General features: G+C 47.7%; 20 protein-coding genes. 6 read left to right on the top strand and 14 right to left on the bottom strand.

The genetic code is table 11. The features are described 5' to 3' along the window. Positions 1–42: 42 nt before the first annotated feature. Positions 43–297, bottom strand: coding sequence for a hypothetical protein (locus tag ACWJJS_RS07000; RefSeq protein ID WP_070081642.1), 255 nt, complete (start codon positions 295–297; stop codon positions 43–45). A gap of 120 nt (positions 298–417) precedes the next feature. Here ACWJJS_RS07000 and ACWJJS_RS06995 point away from each other — a divergent pair, with 120 nt between their 5' ends. Next, positions 418–2,706, top strand: a complete 2,289-nt coding sequence (locus ACWJJS_RS06995) for an ATP-dependent helicase (protein ID WP_454023440.1) — start codon at positions 418–420, stop codon at positions 2,704–2,706. Between the two features lie 68 nt (positions 2,707–2,774). Here ACWJJS_RS06995 and ACWJJS_RS06990 read toward each other — a convergent pair whose 3' ends face one another. The 4 genes from ACWJJS_RS06990 to ACWJJS_RS06975 form a co-directional block, all read right to left on the bottom strand. Further along, the gene (locus tag ACWJJS_RS06990; protein WP_003154986.1) at positions 2,775–3,029 is read right to left on the bottom strand and encodes a stage VI sporulation protein F; all 255 of its coding nucleotides are present in this window, start codon (positions 3,027–3,029) and stop codon (positions 2,775–2,777) included. A gap of 166 nt (positions 3,030–3,195) precedes the next feature. Then, a complete protein-coding gene (locus ACWJJS_RS06985) occupies positions 3,196–3,354 on the bottom strand; it encodes a YjcZ family sporulation protein (protein WP_070081640.1) in 159 nt (52 codons plus the stop codon). Positions 3,355–3,445: 91 nt separating this feature from the next. Beyond that, positions 3,446–3,643 (bottom strand): hypothetical protein, encoded by a 198-nt coding sequence (locus ACWJJS_RS06980; protein ID WP_070081639.1) that lies wholly within the window; start codon positions 3,641–3,643, stop codon positions 3,446–3,448. A 287-nt stretch (positions 3,644–3,930) separates the two neighbouring features. Continuing rightward, positions 3,931–4,287 carry a DUF1360 domain-containing protein gene (locus ACWJJS_RS06975; protein ID WP_412838478.1) on the bottom strand — a complete coding sequence of 119 codons (357 nt, stop codon included), beginning with the start codon at positions 4,285–4,287 and terminating at the stop codon, positions 3,931–3,933. A gap of 170 nt (positions 4,288–4,457) precedes the next feature. Here ACWJJS_RS06975 and ACWJJS_RS06970 point away from each other — a divergent pair, with 170 nt between their 5' ends. The 5 genes from ACWJJS_RS06970 (at position 4,458) to cotZ (ending at position 7,011) form a co-directional block, all read left to right on the top strand. Further along, positions 4,458–4,844 carry a spore coat protein gene (locus ACWJJS_RS06970; protein ID WP_003154992.1) on the top strand — a complete coding sequence of 129 codons (387 nt, stop codon included), beginning with the start codon at positions 4,458–4,460 and terminating at the stop codon, positions 4,842–4,844. A gap of 37 nt (positions 4,845–4,881) precedes the next feature. Then, positions 4,882–5,196, top strand: a complete 315-nt coding sequence (locus ACWJJS_RS06965; RefSeq protein ID WP_070081638.1) for a spore coat protein — start codon at positions 4,882–4,884, stop codon at positions 5,194–5,196. A 92-nt stretch (positions 5,197–5,288) separates the two neighbouring features. Next, the gene (locus ACWJJS_RS06960) at positions 5,289–5,789 is read left to right on the top strand and encodes a spore coat protein (RefSeq protein ID WP_003154994.1); all 501 of its coding nucleotides are present in this window, start codon (positions 5,289–5,291) and stop codon (positions 5,787–5,789) included. A gap of 150 nt (positions 5,790–5,939) precedes the next feature. Further along, complete coding sequence (locus tag ACWJJS_RS06955; protein WP_003154995.1) at positions 5,940–6,422, top strand: CotY/CotZ family spore coat protein; 483 nt, start codon at positions 5,940–5,942, stop codon at positions 6,420–6,422. A gap of 145 nt (positions 6,423–6,567) precedes the next feature. Further along, on the top strand, positions 6,568–7,011 hold the full coding sequence (cotZ, locus tag ACWJJS_RS06950; protein WP_003154997.1) for a spore coat protein CotZ: 444 nt from the start codon (positions 6,568–6,570) through the stop codon (positions 7,009–7,011). Between the two features lie 58 nt (positions 7,012–7,069). On the opposite strand, the gene ACWJJS_RS06945 is transcribed toward cotZ, so the two are convergent. The 9 genes from ACWJJS_RS06945 to tenA all read right to left on the bottom strand — a co-directional run bounded on the left by ACWJJS_RS06945 (position 7,070) and on the right by tenA (position 13,887). Continuing rightward, positions 7,070–7,678: a CotO family spore coat protein gene (locus tag ACWJJS_RS06945; RefSeq protein ID WP_025851919.1), complete on the bottom strand. Its 609-nt coding sequence runs from the start codon at positions 7,676–7,678 to the stop codon at positions 7,070–7,072. Positions 7,679–7,775: 97 nt separating this feature from the next. Then, a complete protein-coding gene (gene fabI / locus ACWJJS_RS06940) occupies positions 7,776–8,552 on the bottom strand; it encodes an enoyl-ACP reductase FabI (RefSeq protein ID WP_003155001.1) in 777 nt (258 codons plus the stop codon). Between the two features lie 130 nt (positions 8,553–8,682). Continuing rightward, positions 8,683–9,495: a bifunctional hydroxymethylpyrimidine kinase/phosphomethylpyrimidine kinase gene (gene thiD / locus ACWJJS_RS06935; protein ID WP_003155003.1), complete on the bottom strand. Its 813-nt coding sequence runs from the start codon at positions 9,493–9,495 to the stop codon at positions 8,683–8,685. Positions 9,496–9,517: 22 nt separating this feature from the next. Continuing rightward, complete coding sequence (thiF, locus tag ACWJJS_RS06930; RefSeq protein ID WP_003155005.1) at positions 9,518–10,528, bottom strand: thiazole biosynthesis adenylyltransferase ThiF; 1,011 nt, start codon at positions 10,526–10,528, stop codon at positions 9,518–9,520. Beyond that, complete coding sequence (gene thiG / locus ACWJJS_RS06925; RefSeq protein WP_088005363.1) at positions 10,525–11,295, bottom strand: thiazole synthase; 771 nt, start codon at positions 11,293–11,295, stop codon at positions 10,525–10,527. The genes thiF and thiG overlap by 4 nt, the downstream gene beginning before the upstream one ends. Further along, on the bottom strand, positions 11,292–11,495 hold the full coding sequence (gene thiS / locus ACWJJS_RS06920; RefSeq protein ID WP_103695012.1) for a sulfur carrier protein ThiS: 204 nt from the start codon (positions 11,493–11,495) through the stop codon (positions 11,292–11,294). Before thiS ends, thiG begins: the two co-directional genes overlap by 4 nt. Next, positions 11,492–12,601, bottom strand: coding sequence for a glycine oxidase ThiO (gene thiO, locus ACWJJS_RS06915; RefSeq protein ID WP_454023439.1), 1,110 nt, complete (start codon positions 12,599–12,601; stop codon positions 11,492–11,494). Before thiO ends, thiS begins: the two co-directional genes overlap by 4 nt. Continuing rightward, a complete protein-coding gene (gene tenI, locus ACWJJS_RS06910) occupies positions 12,585–13,202 on the bottom strand; it encodes a thiazole tautomerase TenI (RefSeq protein ID WP_061890947.1) in 618 nt (205 codons plus the stop codon). Before tenI ends, thiO begins: the two co-directional genes overlap by 17 nt. After that, complete coding sequence (gene tenA / locus ACWJJS_RS06905) at positions 13,180–13,887, bottom strand: thiaminase II (protein ID WP_454023549.1); 708 nt, start codon at positions 13,885–13,887, stop codon at positions 13,180–13,182. The genes tenI and tenA overlap by 23 nt, the downstream gene beginning before the upstream one ends. Positions 13,888–13,955: the final 68 nt, after the last annotated feature.

Here is a 13,955-nt window from a genome sequence, read left to right as displayed (position 1 = left end):
CATATATACGGCTCAAAAAAACCCGGACATTTCCGGGCTTTTTCACACGTATTGATTTATCAACCGGCCTTTTCCCATAATTTGCGGCAGACGGGAAAGAGAGCGCTTACGTTTTTCTTCATGCACTTTCTTTGCTGCGGCTGCGGTGTTTTCCTGGCGGCGCTCCACCTCTCTGTACACCCTGTCATTGGCGAGGGCGGCCGCTTTCGTAATACCGGCGTAATCAGGCTTATAACCCGCTGCCCGGTTTGCGTATTGAGAATACTGCTGGTTTTGAATCCGTCCTGCATAAATCATATGTACCCCTCCCCTTCGCTTTTTATTTCCCTTAATCTTACTTTTTGAAACGCGGTTCTTTTGTTATGATATTCTTTGTCTATCAAATGGATGAACACCTTTTAATGGGAGGACCCCTTTTTGAAATGCGCCCGACTGAATAACCGAACGATACATTTACATACATATTCTAGAGAACATTACCAATTCCTTTTTGAAGAAGCTCAGAAAGGAAATATTTTTTGCGCACATTGTGACCAGCCCGTCTTGATGCGGCTTTCGATTTTAGAGCAGCCGGCATTTTATCATCGGCAAAAGGGAGACTTCACCGCCTGTGAAAAAGCATGTGCGGCCGAGGAACCACAAGCGGAGGAGAAAGAAAAAGAAGAGTATAAGGAGGCAGGCATGTTCCGCCTGCCGAAAGGAAAAGCGATTTCAGAGAATCCGAAACCGATCGTCTCAGAATGGAAAAGCCCGAAAAAAGTGCCTGCGGCCGAACCGTTTTCACCAACATCCGAGGCAGCTGATACATCTTTGTTCCCCGGCATCGGCCTGAACCGCGAACAGATGCGGGCAGTTACTGAAACGGACGGGCCCCTGCTGGTGCTCGCCGGAGCGGGAAGCGGAAAAACGAGGGTGCTGACAGCCCGCGCCGCCCATATGATTGAACACCTCGGCATTTCACCTGAGAATATGCTGCTTGTGACCTTTACGACAAAAGCCGTCGCCGAAATGAAAGAGCGGATGGCGAATGAGTACGGGCTGGCAGCCGGAAAAGTCTCCCGTCTCGTGACCGGAACATTCCACAGTTTTTTCTATAAAATACTCTATCATTATGATTCTTCAAAATGGAACGGCAGCCAGCTTTTAAAAATGGAGTGGCAAAAAGAGCAATATGTGAAAAAGGCGCTTTATGAAGAAAATTTGGATGAAAAAGAGTTTCCCGTCGACCAGGCGCTACAGCTTATCGGCTGCTGGAAAAACACATATCTCCCCCATGAGACCATTCCGCTTGCGGACGACTGGGAGAAAAAAGTGTACCGGCTCTACGAACGTTACGAACAGCAGAAGCGGAAAAAACGGCAATTTGATTTTGATGACATGGCCCAAGGCTGTTATGAACTGTTTCAAAGCCGGCCTGATATTCTCGCGCAGTACCAAAACAGATTTTCTCATATTTTGATTGATGAGTTTCAAGATATCAATCCTGTCCAGTACAACATTATGCAAATGATCGCAAGCCCGGAGAATAACCTGTGCTGCGTGGGTGATGACGACCAATCCATTTATGCGTTCCGCGGCAGCAGCCCGTCTTTCATTTTAGATTTTCAGAAAGATTATCCGGCAGCAAAGACCATTTACTTAACGGCAAATTACCGCTCGCCGCATCCGATCGTCTCAAGCGCTCATGCCGTCGTAAAGAAAAATAAAAAACGGTATGAAAAAACACTTTCTGCCGTCAAAGACGGCGTTCACAATCCCGTGATATTTTATCCTTACGATGAAGAAGAAGAAGCGACCATGATCGTTTCGGATATGAAAGAGAAAATTCAAAACGGGGCGAGTCCTGACGATTTCGCCGTGCTTTACCGAACAAACAGCGCCGGACGGGCCATTTATGAAAGACTGCACCAATCATCGATTCCTTATCATGCCGACCGTGGCGTGCAGACGTTCTACAGCCGCAGAATCGTACGCCAGATCCTCGCCTACTTATATGCGAGTCAGAATGAAGATGATACGGATGCGGTGAAAGACCTGCTGCCCGCCTTATTTTTAAAGCAATCCGCCCTGCAAACGTTAAAGGCGCTGTCAATCACGGAAGATTGCACGATGATTAAGGCACTGACGAAACTGCCTGACCTGAAGCCTTTTCAAATAGGGAAGATCAAGCAGATCGTTCCGTTTTTCGCAAGCATCCGGACAATGAAGCCGGTTGAAGCCATCACCTTTGCAGAAAGCAAAATGGGTTTTTCCGAGTATTTAAAAAAACGGGGCAATGAGGGAAACAAACTGGAAAAAGGCTCTGATGATCTCAGGGATGTCAAAGTGGCCGCCAAAAAATTCAAAACCATTCCCGATTTTCTTGCGCATGTCGATCATATGCGCGCCGCTGAGAATCAGAAAACCGAGGAAAACGGCGTCGAACTGCTGACCATTCACCGCTCTAAAGGTCTTGAATTCAATACGGTCTATATTTTAGGCGCGGCTGACGGCTCGATCCCCCATGACTTCGCGCTTGAGACGGCGAGACAGGGCGATCCCGCTCCGCTCGAAGAAGAAAGACGGCTTCTGTATGTCGCCATGACAAGGGCCATGCAGCATTTATATGTATCTTGTCCCGCGTACAGGCGGGGAAAAACAGCGCGCAGCTCAAGATTTCTCGAGCCCCTTCTCCGGACGGACAGACGGAGCGCACTCAGGATATAAAGAACCCGGCAGATCACTGCCGGGTTTTTCTCACATAAAAAGGCCTTTTTAGCAAGGCCGGCTGACGCCTATTTATTGTTCAACATTTTAGAAATGGTGCCAAAATCAAGTTTCTCTTTACCGCTTGTAATCGATTGAACGATTTTGTCTTCCAATTCTTTCGGAACACGCTTGTTAGCCAGCTGGGACACCTTCTGAATGACGCCTCTCACCGTGTTTTCATCTTTGAAATTGGCATTTTGCAATGATCCTGCAAGGTTCATGACATCCTTCATGCTGACGCCTGTTTTCTTCTCAATATTTTTGAAAAATTGATTATCCATGGTGTGCCTCCTTTTGTGGAGTAATACGATATTGTATGAATAAAGAGCGGAACATGTGCCCGTAAGACAAGGAAAAAATTCAGAGTGCCCCGTCTCTATACTCCTTCATACATCAGGGAAGCACGGGACTGAACGGTCCCGCGCTTATCCAAAGTCTTGCTAAGGTTTAGCCAAAAAAGGATGCACCGACAATGATCAGAAGGATGAACAATACGACAACAAGAACAAATGTTGAGCCGTAGCCGCCTCCGACATAGCCGCCTCCGTATCCGCCGCAGCCGCCGTAACCGTAGCCGCCGCCGAATCCGCCATATCCGAATCCCATATCTAAGCACCTCCTTTACTCTCTATACTCTATGTGAGCCGACTTGTTTGGCTTGGATAAATGCATAGGGCCGGTGCGGATTTCATTCATTTTAGTGAGAATGCTCATTTTTCTTCAATTTCGCTTCTGTTTCGGCGGCAAACACATCTATCCATTCCTCAAAGCGCGATCCCGCTTCATCAAACTCAGACAGCTGTTTTTCAATAGATAAGATATAGTTGTCATGCTCCCGCTGATTTTGATTGTGCCGGCGGTATTTACCGTTTATGAATGATTCAAATATATTCATAACATCCCCTCCTCCTATGATCTATGCCGGACAGAGGCAGGCGTTCGGCATAAAACAAAAAAAACCGGAAGCTCCGGTTTTTTAGAAAACGGCTATTTCGGTTTTTTCTTTTGGCCGCAGCCGCAGCCTTTTTTCTTAATTTTTTTTTCGTAAGGCTGATGCACAGTTGATTTGTATGGAGAGTGTTGGGAAGGTTTGCTTGATTGATTCATGGTGATCCTTCCTTTCCTTATGTCATATATGCCAGTTTATGCCGAAAGTGACGGTAAGTTGCTGGTGGAACCGCCTTATTCCTGCAGAAGACGAGAAACCGCAGCTTCAATGATCCCGGACGCGCCGGCTATGGCTAACAGCAAAATCAGCCATTGCGCGGCCTCGGGGATCACAATCTGCGCCGCAATTAAAAAGGCGGCGCACCATACGCCCGTACACCAGTAGCAGCTGAGAAGTTCACCGATAAATGCCCTGATGCCTTTTCCTTTTATGACAATGTAGGTTTCTATCGTGCCGTCGGGTGCGGTTTCTGTTTTTTCCTCGTGAAAAAGGCTCCGAAGCGGCGCCATAATGGTGTCAAATACGAAAAGCCTGGCCAGCCGGAAAACGGCAAACGATAACAGAATAAATGAAAGCCAATTGATAACCACCTGTTCACTCCTTTTCAAAACTTGACCTCTTTATACATATGCGAAAACCCTGATCTTCATGAATCGCACCTTGTCCGGTAAAAAAATAGGTGCGGTTTAGTTGTTTTTCTTATTCCGCTCGGCGTTTCATTTGCATTATATAGAGTATGAATGAGAAAGGAGTGAAGGTTATGTCGTTTGAAGAAAAAGTCGAAACACTGCAACCGCAAATATACGAACAATTATCCAACGAATTCGAGCAGACGATCGAAGTGATTGATTGCGAAAATGTCACAATAGATACAACACATATAACGGCCGCTCTTTCTATACAAGCCTCAGTTACTACGGCGATTATCCTCGCGACACAGCTCGCGATCGCAGATGAAGACACAGCCGACCAAATCGCAACCGAACTGCTGATCCTGGATGATTGCCAAATAAAAAAGAGGACCGTCATTCAAGTCCTGAACAGCCGCAATATTAAAATCACACTGACAGCAGACGATATCATGGCCTTTGTACAAATTTTGTTTCAATTATTAAATATACTTTTTGCTGAACTAGACATCCTTTAACCTTTCTTTTCAAATATTTAAATAGAGGTGAGAACAAATGGCAGATAACGAAAAATTAAAAAAAGAACTCGAAAATCTACCAGAAGTGGATCCGCTTTTAAAGGTGCTTGTCAGCAATGTCTTCAAAAAACACGGCGTGACAAAGGATAAAATGCGGGATATCCCTGATGAAGAAAAAGAAATGCTGATCGCATTAGTCAAAGACATGCAGGCAAAAACAGAAGCTTTTCTTGAAAGCCAGAAACAGAAAAAAGAGCAGGAAAAAGCGCAAGAACAGCAGACAAATCCGCAAACCCGCAGAGAACAATTAATCGAACAGCTCCGGCAAAGACGCCAAAATCCCGGTCAATAACTAAAAAATAGTGATTTTTATCAGGATAGATGCCTGAGTCAAAATAAGGGGCCGGCTCATTTAATAATAGTAAAAGAAAAGGAGGAATAGATATGGAAAGCAGACCATACTCTTGGGTTGCACTTGATCCTGAATGCGAACATCCGCGAGAAGAAAAAGAAGAAAAAGAAGGAAGAAGATGCAGTGTTTGCTGTAACGGACATGGATTTGGCGAAGATAATGCCTTCCTTGACCAAGACCTGGCTCAGGCGAATATCAACAAACAAGTTTCTGAAGAAGCGATTATTATCAGAGACTCTTGTGATATTAACGTAACGTCAACAGACGTTCAAGCAGTCGCTTCAGTCATGACAGCGATTAATGCAGCAGTCGTAACGGCCACTCTCACTTCAATTGCTGACGGAGTCATCGCTGAATTGGTCGCACAAGACTTATTGCAGCTAACAGCTAACAAACAAATCAACCGTCAAAAATTGCTCATCGAAAACTCCCGCGGCGTAAACGTGACAACAGTAGATGCCGATATCGCAGTGTTGATCTCAACAGCGACAAATTTACTGATTGCCGTCTTAGTCATCACCCTTGTCCTCTAAAAAGAAAAAGCAGAGCTAAAAATGCTCTGCTTTTTCTTATTTTCTCCGCATATGATGAATATATAGACGTTCACCCACACCAAGTGAGGCTCGCGTACATATGTTGTTAAAGACAAAAGTCAAATACCCTAAAAGAAGGAGCTGAAATCCATGAGCTGCGGAAAACACCATGGCCGAGATGAAAGTTGTGTATGCGATGCAGTCGAGAAGATTTTAGCAGAACAAGAGGCTGTTGAAGAACAATGCCCGACTGGATGCTATACCAATCTGTTAAGCCCGACGGTTACCGGTAAAGATACCATCCCGTTTCTCTTGTTTGATAAAAAAGGCGGTTTGTTCTCCACATTCGGGAACGTCGGAGGATTTGCGGATGACAGCCAGTGCTTCGAGTCTATTTTCTTCCGGGCAGAAAGAGTTTGTGATTGCTGCGCAACGCTTTCAGTATTGCGCCCCGTAGATGTGCACGGCGACACCCTCAGCGTCTGCCATCCTTGTGACCCGGATTTCTTCGGTTTAGAAAAAACAGATTTTTGCATTGAAGTTGATCTGAGCTGCTTCAGCGCCATTCAATGCCTTTCACCGGAGCTTGTTGACCGGCCTGAGCCGCACAAAGAGAAAAAGCATCACGGATAGTCATTGATTCGCATCTTTCCTAAAGAAGAATCCCCTTCCAACCTTCTATTACAGATGCAATCATCAGCCCGCCCGGACTTCCGGGCGGCTGACTCTCCGATATCGTTTAATCCGGTATATAAAACGTGAAGTCAGGAGGGATATTATGAGCAAGCATACAACATACTGTGTGCGTGAAGCGGTAGAAAATATTGAAGACCTGCAAAATGCGGTCGAGGAAGATTGCCCGGCCGGATGCTATTCCAACCTTTTATCGCCGGGTTTTTCATTAGGCGATACAGTGCCGTTTGTACTTTTCACTTCTAAATCATCACCGTTTACCGCATTCGGAAATGTCGGCGAGCTGGATAACGGTCCGTGTTTTAACACCGTTTTTTTCAGAGTTGAAAGGGTCTGTGACGGCTGTGCCACATTAAGCCTGCTTATTGCTTTTGACGAGCATAAGCACATTCTTGATTTTACAGATAAAGACTCTCTCTGCGATGTATTCCGTTTAGAAAAAACGAACTATTGCGTTGAAGTCGATCTCCATAGCTTCTGCGCCATCAATTGCCTGAACCCGAGACTGATCAACCGCACACATTCTTAAATCAAAAAGCATAAAAATAAGCTGCCGGATTAAAGAATTCAGGCAGCTTTTTGTATGGTTAAAATCCAAGCGGATGCAGCGAGGTGATATCGTCTATTGCGAGTTCTGCCGGCGCTCCGTTGCTTGTCGTCCGCAGGAAGATCGCATTATTTTTTCTTCCGACGATTACGCCTCTGTAGGTTTTCCCGTTGGCTTCTATCAGACAAAGGGTCCGCGGCATATTATGCGGCAGCTTCGTTAAGAAATCAATTTTTTCAAGAATGGACATTCTGCTCATCGGCTTTTTCACGCGCTTTGGCGGGACCTTTTCCTCTGGGGCGGCATTGTGAACCGCTTCAGGCTCTTTTTCAGCGGCTTCAGGCTCTTTTTTAGCGGCTTCAGGCTTGGCAGTGTCCTGCTCCGCTTGCGCCGGAACTTCTTGAACGGCTTCTTCTGAGCGGCTGTGCTGTTCAAGTACTTGCTTTTCTGGTTCGACAGCCACTGCTCCTTCAGGCTGAGTTTTACATTCTTCCTCCCGCTTTCCATGCATCGGCTCTTCTTCCGGCGGCTGCGGCGCTTTCCTTTTTTTGATTAATATGTCCTGCATTGATGATTGCGTGTCTGAATAATCCGCCTGAACAATATACATGAGCGGTTTTTTTTCCGCGTTTCTGTTTTGTTTTGACATCTTCATCCCTCCGATTCTGTCATGTTTTATTTATATGACGGAATGATTAAAATCAGAAGAAAGAAAAAAGCAATCCCTGAAAGGGACTGCTTGTTATTTAACGTGCGGTAATATGGAATCCTGAATCAACATGAAGATTTTCGCCCGTGATGCCTCTTGACAGGTCACTGAACAAGAATGCAGCCGTGTCGCCCACTTCTTCAGGTGTTGTCGTGCGGCGCAGCGGCGCACGCTCTTCAATTTCTTTCAGGATAGAGTTGAAATCACTGATTCCTTTTGCAGACAGCGTACGGATCGGCCCTGCTGAAATGCTGTTGACGCGGATGTTTTCTTTTCCTAAGTCAGCGGCTAAATATCTCACGCTCGCATCAAGAGACGCTTTTGCCACACCCATTACGTTATAGTTTGAAACGACGCGCTCTCCGCCGAGGTAAGTGAGTGTAACGATGCTTCCGCCTTCAGTCATAATCGGACGCGCCGCTTTTGCGACCGCTGTCAGAGAGTAAGAACTGATGTTATGCGCAAGCAGGAATCCTTCGCGGTTCGTATTTAAATATTCGCCGACAAGCTCTTCTTTGTTTGCGAACGCGATGCAGTGCGCGATGCCGTGAATCACGCCGACCTGCTCTTTAATGCTTGCAAAGCAAGTTTCGATCTCAGCGTCATTTGTCACATCACACGGAAGGATGATGGAATCATTTCTTTCTAATGTAGCCGCAAGGTCATGAACTGATTTTTCCAAGCGCTCTCCCGCGTAAGTGAAAATGAGGCGCGCTCCGGCTTCATGCAGCGAACGGGCGATTCCCCATGCGATACTGCGTTTATTGGCAACGCCCATCACAACGATGTTGCGGCCTTCAAGTGAGAAATTCATATGTATAAAGCCTCCTGTAATCGTCTTAAAGACATAGTTTTAGTACCTGATCTTAATTTTTATCATATCATAACCTTGTCCAGATTGAAAGCATGGGAAAAAGACCGCGGATGTTGAAGCGGTCTCTTTTTTATCTCGTCTGCAGACTGTTCCTTTTAAAGGCAAAATGATTGGTCGGGCCGTGTCCCGCTCCGATGCCGAGTGTATGTTCCACGGCTTCCCGCACAAAATTGACAGCTGTCTCAAACGCGGTCTGAATGTTTTTCCCCTTTGCCGTTTCTGCCGTCAGCGCGGCTGCGAACGTGCAGCCTGTTCCGTGGGTGTGTTTCGTGTCAATATAAGCGTGGCTGATTTGGGTAAAAGACGAACCGTCAAATAATAAATCAACGATTCTCCCCTGTTCAGGCTGATGTCCGCCTTTTATGATGACATGCTTTGCCCCAAGCTTGCAAAGGCGTTCGGCCGCTTTTTTCCGGTCCTCAAACGTGCGGATTTCCATCCCCGTCAATACCTCAGCTTCCGGAACATTCGGCGTCACCGCATAGCTGCGCGGAATTAACAGCTCTTTTAACGCGGCCTGAGATTCCTCACGCAGCAGGGAAGCGCCTCCTTTGGCAATCATGACGGGATCGGTGATGAGATGATCAAGCCCGTACTGATCCGTTTTTTCCGCAATTTCCGCAATCATTTCCGCGCTCCACAGCATTCCTGTTTTTACAGCATCAGGCCGCAAATCTTCCGCCACCGCGTCAATCTGGCTGCCCAGCGCCTCCCGGGTGAGCGGATAAATGCCGTGAACGCCCAACGTGTTCTGGGCGGTTACCGCTGTCAGGGCTGACATCCCGAAAACGCCGAGCTCCTGAAAGGTTTTGAGATCCGCCTGTATACCGGCGCCGCCTCCTGAGTCTGATCCGGCAATCGTCAATGCTTTGCATATGCTCATGATGTTTTTCGCTCCTTTCACATTATCCGATCCATTTATGATAAAAAGATTTCGCTCTGCTGATATCACTTGTGCCGTGTATTAATGCTCTGCCGTCACGAAACAGTACCATCTTGAAATTGTCTGTGCAAAACGAAATTAAATACGGGTTGGCTGAAACATCAAGCCCTGCCCGTCTGAGCTGCCCCGCAAGATTTTGCAGATCAAACTGTTCGGAAATCCCCGTTCTGATCTGCACCGTGTTCCGCCCGCACAGAACCGCCGCTTTTGTCTGATTTTCATAGGATAAAAACGGAAAATCGTTTGTGCCGCAGCTTGGACAATCAGCCGACTTAAGACGGGCGACGTTTATTTCTGACCGTTCATTTTTCCATAAATCAAAGGAACGGAGAACATGCTCGATAGATCCGCCCGTTAACAGCTTCAGCGCATCTGCTGCCTGAAAAACGGCCGTCTGCAATACAGCCGGGCTGATGATTCCCGCCGTATCGCATGTCATACCGCCTAAAGGCAATGTCTCAAGCAGACAGTGAAGGCACGGCGTGACACCGGGAATGACGGTAAAAGAGAGCCCGTAGCTGCCGACACAGGCGCCGTACAGAAAGGGAATCCCTTTCTGCACAGCCGCATCGTTCACAATCAGTCTCGTTTCAAAGTTGTCGGCGGCATCCACGATGAGGGAGGCGTCACGAATCAATCCGGGTGCATTTTCCGCAGTGACATCCATGACAAATCCCTCGACCTCTACATCGCTATTTATAGACCGAAGCCGTTTTTCAGCCGCCGCGGCTTTCGGCATTTCCTGTCTGACATCGTCTTCGGTATAAAGCTGCTGGCGCTGGAGATTACTCCACTCCACATAATCTCTGTCAGCGATCGTTACCTTCCCGACCCCTGCTCTGACAAGCATCTCCGCACTTGCCGTCCCAAGCGCACCCGCGCCGATAATCACGGCATGAGACGACCGGAGCTTCTCTTGGCCGGTGGGACCGATCGGCTGAAACAGCTCCTGTCTGGAATATCTGTCCGTCATACCGGAAGACCGTCTCGCGGACTGCTTGCAGTTCCGTAATCTTTCACCGGAATTCTCCCGGCTTCATAAGAAAGACGGCCCGCTTCTACGGCAAGCTTCATCGCCCTGGCCATTTTGACCGGATCATCTGCGCCTGACACAGCGGTATTTAACAGCACGCCGTCAGCCCCGAGCTCCATCGCGTAGGCGGCGTCTTTTGAAGATCCGACGCCGGCATCGACAATGACCGGCACCTTCGCCTGTTCAATGATAAAAGAAAGATTCAGCGGATTTAAAATTCCCTGACCGGAACCGATCGGCGAAGCGCCCGGCATAATGGCATGCACCCCGAGCTCCTCAAGACGTCTTGCGAGCACGACATCATCCGACGTATACGGAAGCACGATAAATCCCTCTTCGAGCAGCTGTTCTGATGCTTTCAGCGTTTCAACCGGATCAGGCAAAAGTGACCGGCTGCATCCGATGACTTCTACTTTTATCATGTCACAAAGCCCTGAAGCTTTGGCAAGCCTTGCGATTCGGACCGCCTCTTCAGCCGTTGCGGCGCCGGCCGTATTCGGCAGAAGCGTGTATTTAGACAAATCAAGCTGTTCGAGAAAGTTAGGCTGAGACTCTTCAAAGATGTTCATCCGCCGCACCGCAAAGGTTAAAATATCTGATTCCGAGACGGCCACCGCCTCTTTCTGAATCTCAAAACTCGGATATTTTCCCGTTCCTAACAGCAATCTTGACCGAAACTGTTTTCCGCCTATTGTTAACATCCTCATCCGCCTCCTACAAAATGGACAATTTCTATGACATCGCGGTCACACAAACTTGTATTTTCATAATTCTTTTTTTCAATGATTTCTTTATTTCTCTCCACAACTACGATTCTTTGGTCAAGCTGGTACAATTCAAGCAAATCCTGAACCGTCCCCTCTTTTCGATTCCAATCAATTTGTTTTCCGTTCAGCTGAAGGATCATATATGAACAGCCTCCTTGCGATCGATTCGAAACGCTTCTTCCCATTCCTGTTTAATCTGTCTTTCCATGATCATATCCCGCACCATTTCAGCCGTTGCCGGCGCCAACAGGATGCCGTTCCGAAAATGGCCGGCGGCGAAGATGATGCCGCTGTCTTCAGGGTGTTGCCCGATAAACGGCTTGCCGTCTCTTGTTCCCGGCCTGAGCCCCGCCCAAAACCGGTCTATTTTCATATGTTCGATGGCGGGAAGCATGGTTTTCGCTTTTGCAATGACGGCCTCAATTCCTCCGATGTCAGGCGTATCGCTCCAGTCACCCTGTTTCATCGTGGCGCCGATGACAAGCCGGCCGCTTTTTCTCGGGACGACATAACAATGATCATGGTAAAGGGTTTTGGTCAGCGGGGTATCGTCATTCCACACGGAAAGGCATTCTCCTTTCACAGGAAAAAAAGGCTGTCCCAAGCCGAGCTGGCTGAAAAACCGGCCGCTCCATACACCGCTTGCAACTGCGACTTTGTCAGCATAAACATCCCCGCCGGACGTTGTGATGCAGTATTCTCCGTTCACCCGTTTTACGGAGGTGGCTTGTGTATGCTCATATATGTGAGCGCCATAGCGCCGCGCCCCTTTTGCATACGCTTTGCAAACATAGTACGGTTCGACATGGACATCGTCTTTTATAAAACTGGCGCCGAGAATGTCTTTTGAAGCGTAAGGCTCTTTTTCAAGGGCATCTTCCGCTGAAAGCCAAGTGACGGAAGGCAGATCATCCATCTTCCGTAAACGGGCGATATCTTCTTCGGTATACGCCAGTTTAAGCATTCCGCCGTTATGGCGCCTGATGTCAATGCCGCAAACTTCCTCAAGCTCTTGCCCCGCCGCTTCATACAGCCTTTGACTGTGCATGGCAAAATCAAAAAACGCATCCCGTTTTTCACATTCCGCATGAGCGCCCAGCATTCCCGCGGCAGCGCTTGTCGTTTTTCGGCCGACTTCTCCGCCTTCAAACAAGACAACGTTCTGCTGCGTCTTCGCCAGCTCATAAGAAATGGCGCACCCGATAATTCCGCCGCCGATCACCGCCGTATCATAGTGTTTCTTCATAATCGGCCTCCCTTACCGCGCGTGCATACCGTTTTGCCGCCTCCTCAGGATTTTCAGCTGAGAAAATGCCTGACATGACGGCAATTCCGTCCGGCTTCGCCTGCTTTGTGTGTCCGATCGTCTGCAGTGTCATTCCGCCGATTGCGATAACGGGGATGGAAAGCGTGCGTTTGATCTCTGAAAGCAGGCTGATGCCTCTTGCTTCAAGTCCTTGTTTACATTCGGTTTCAAATATATGGCCGAACACCACATAATCCGCATCTTCCTTTTCAGCTTGGATGGCTTCTTCCAGCGAATGAACCGAACGTCCGATATGAAGATGGGGAAATCTGCTTCGCACCTGTTTTACGGAAAAGCTGCGGGACGGAAGCTGAACACGGTGTATGTTGGCAAAAAGCGCGATATCCGCCCTGTCATTGATGATCAATTTGTCCTTATCCGCACCGCCCTTTTTCAAAAGGGACAAAAGCTGCATGATCTCTCCCGCTGTTTTATCCCGCTCACGGATATGGATAAAGCTCACTTCGCGCTGAATCGATAGAATATCCTCGGCCAGCTCGGCAACGGGTTTGCGATTATCAGTTACCGCGTGCAGCTCCAAAGGATTCCACCTCTTTTCCGTCCTTCTCGGACCAGCCTTCTTTTTGATAAGCCATTCCCCAAAATTGATATTCATAATAGCTTGAAATCACAAAATTCTCTTTCATTTTTGCACGGATTTCCTCTGTGCTGTTTTCAGCAATCTCATCAAAACGGCTGATCTGTTCTTCGACCTGCTGTCTGAACCAGTCTCCGCCGTATGTACCGACCCATTTTTCATAAATCGGATGCTCCGGTTTGCACTCTTTTAAGTGTTCGCCGACTTCATAATAAAGCCAATAACAGGGCAGAAGCGCAGCTAATATTTCTCCAAAATTGCCGCTCATCACCGATCTGTACATATGAGACGTATAAGAATAGGCGGTCGGTGCCGGTTTAAATGCCGCACGCTCTTCTTCCGTAATTCCTAAAAGCTCCGTAAACTCGCGGTGCAGCGCCATTTCCGCTTCATATGTCCCTTGAGCGTGGCCCGCCATCCTGCCCGTCGTAAACAAGTCTTCGGCATATGCGGCGCCGAACGCCTGAACTTTTGCAAAATGCGTCAAATAGTAGGAATCTTGCAGCACGTAATAGCTGAAACGGTCAATCGGCAGGCTTCCGTCACCGATTCCCGTTACAAACGGATGAACAAAACTTCCGTCCCACCATTCGGCAGCCGCCTGTCTGCATTCTTCAGAAAATGTCATCATGTCTTCCCCCCTGATAAAATAAAAAAACCACTTTCCCGCATCGGAAAAGTGGTTTGGAATTTAAA

This window comes from Bacillus sp. JK106 (assembly GCF_053663355.1).
Note: the sequence above shows the minus strand (reverse complement) of the source record. Positions and strands in the feature narration are given on the sequence as shown.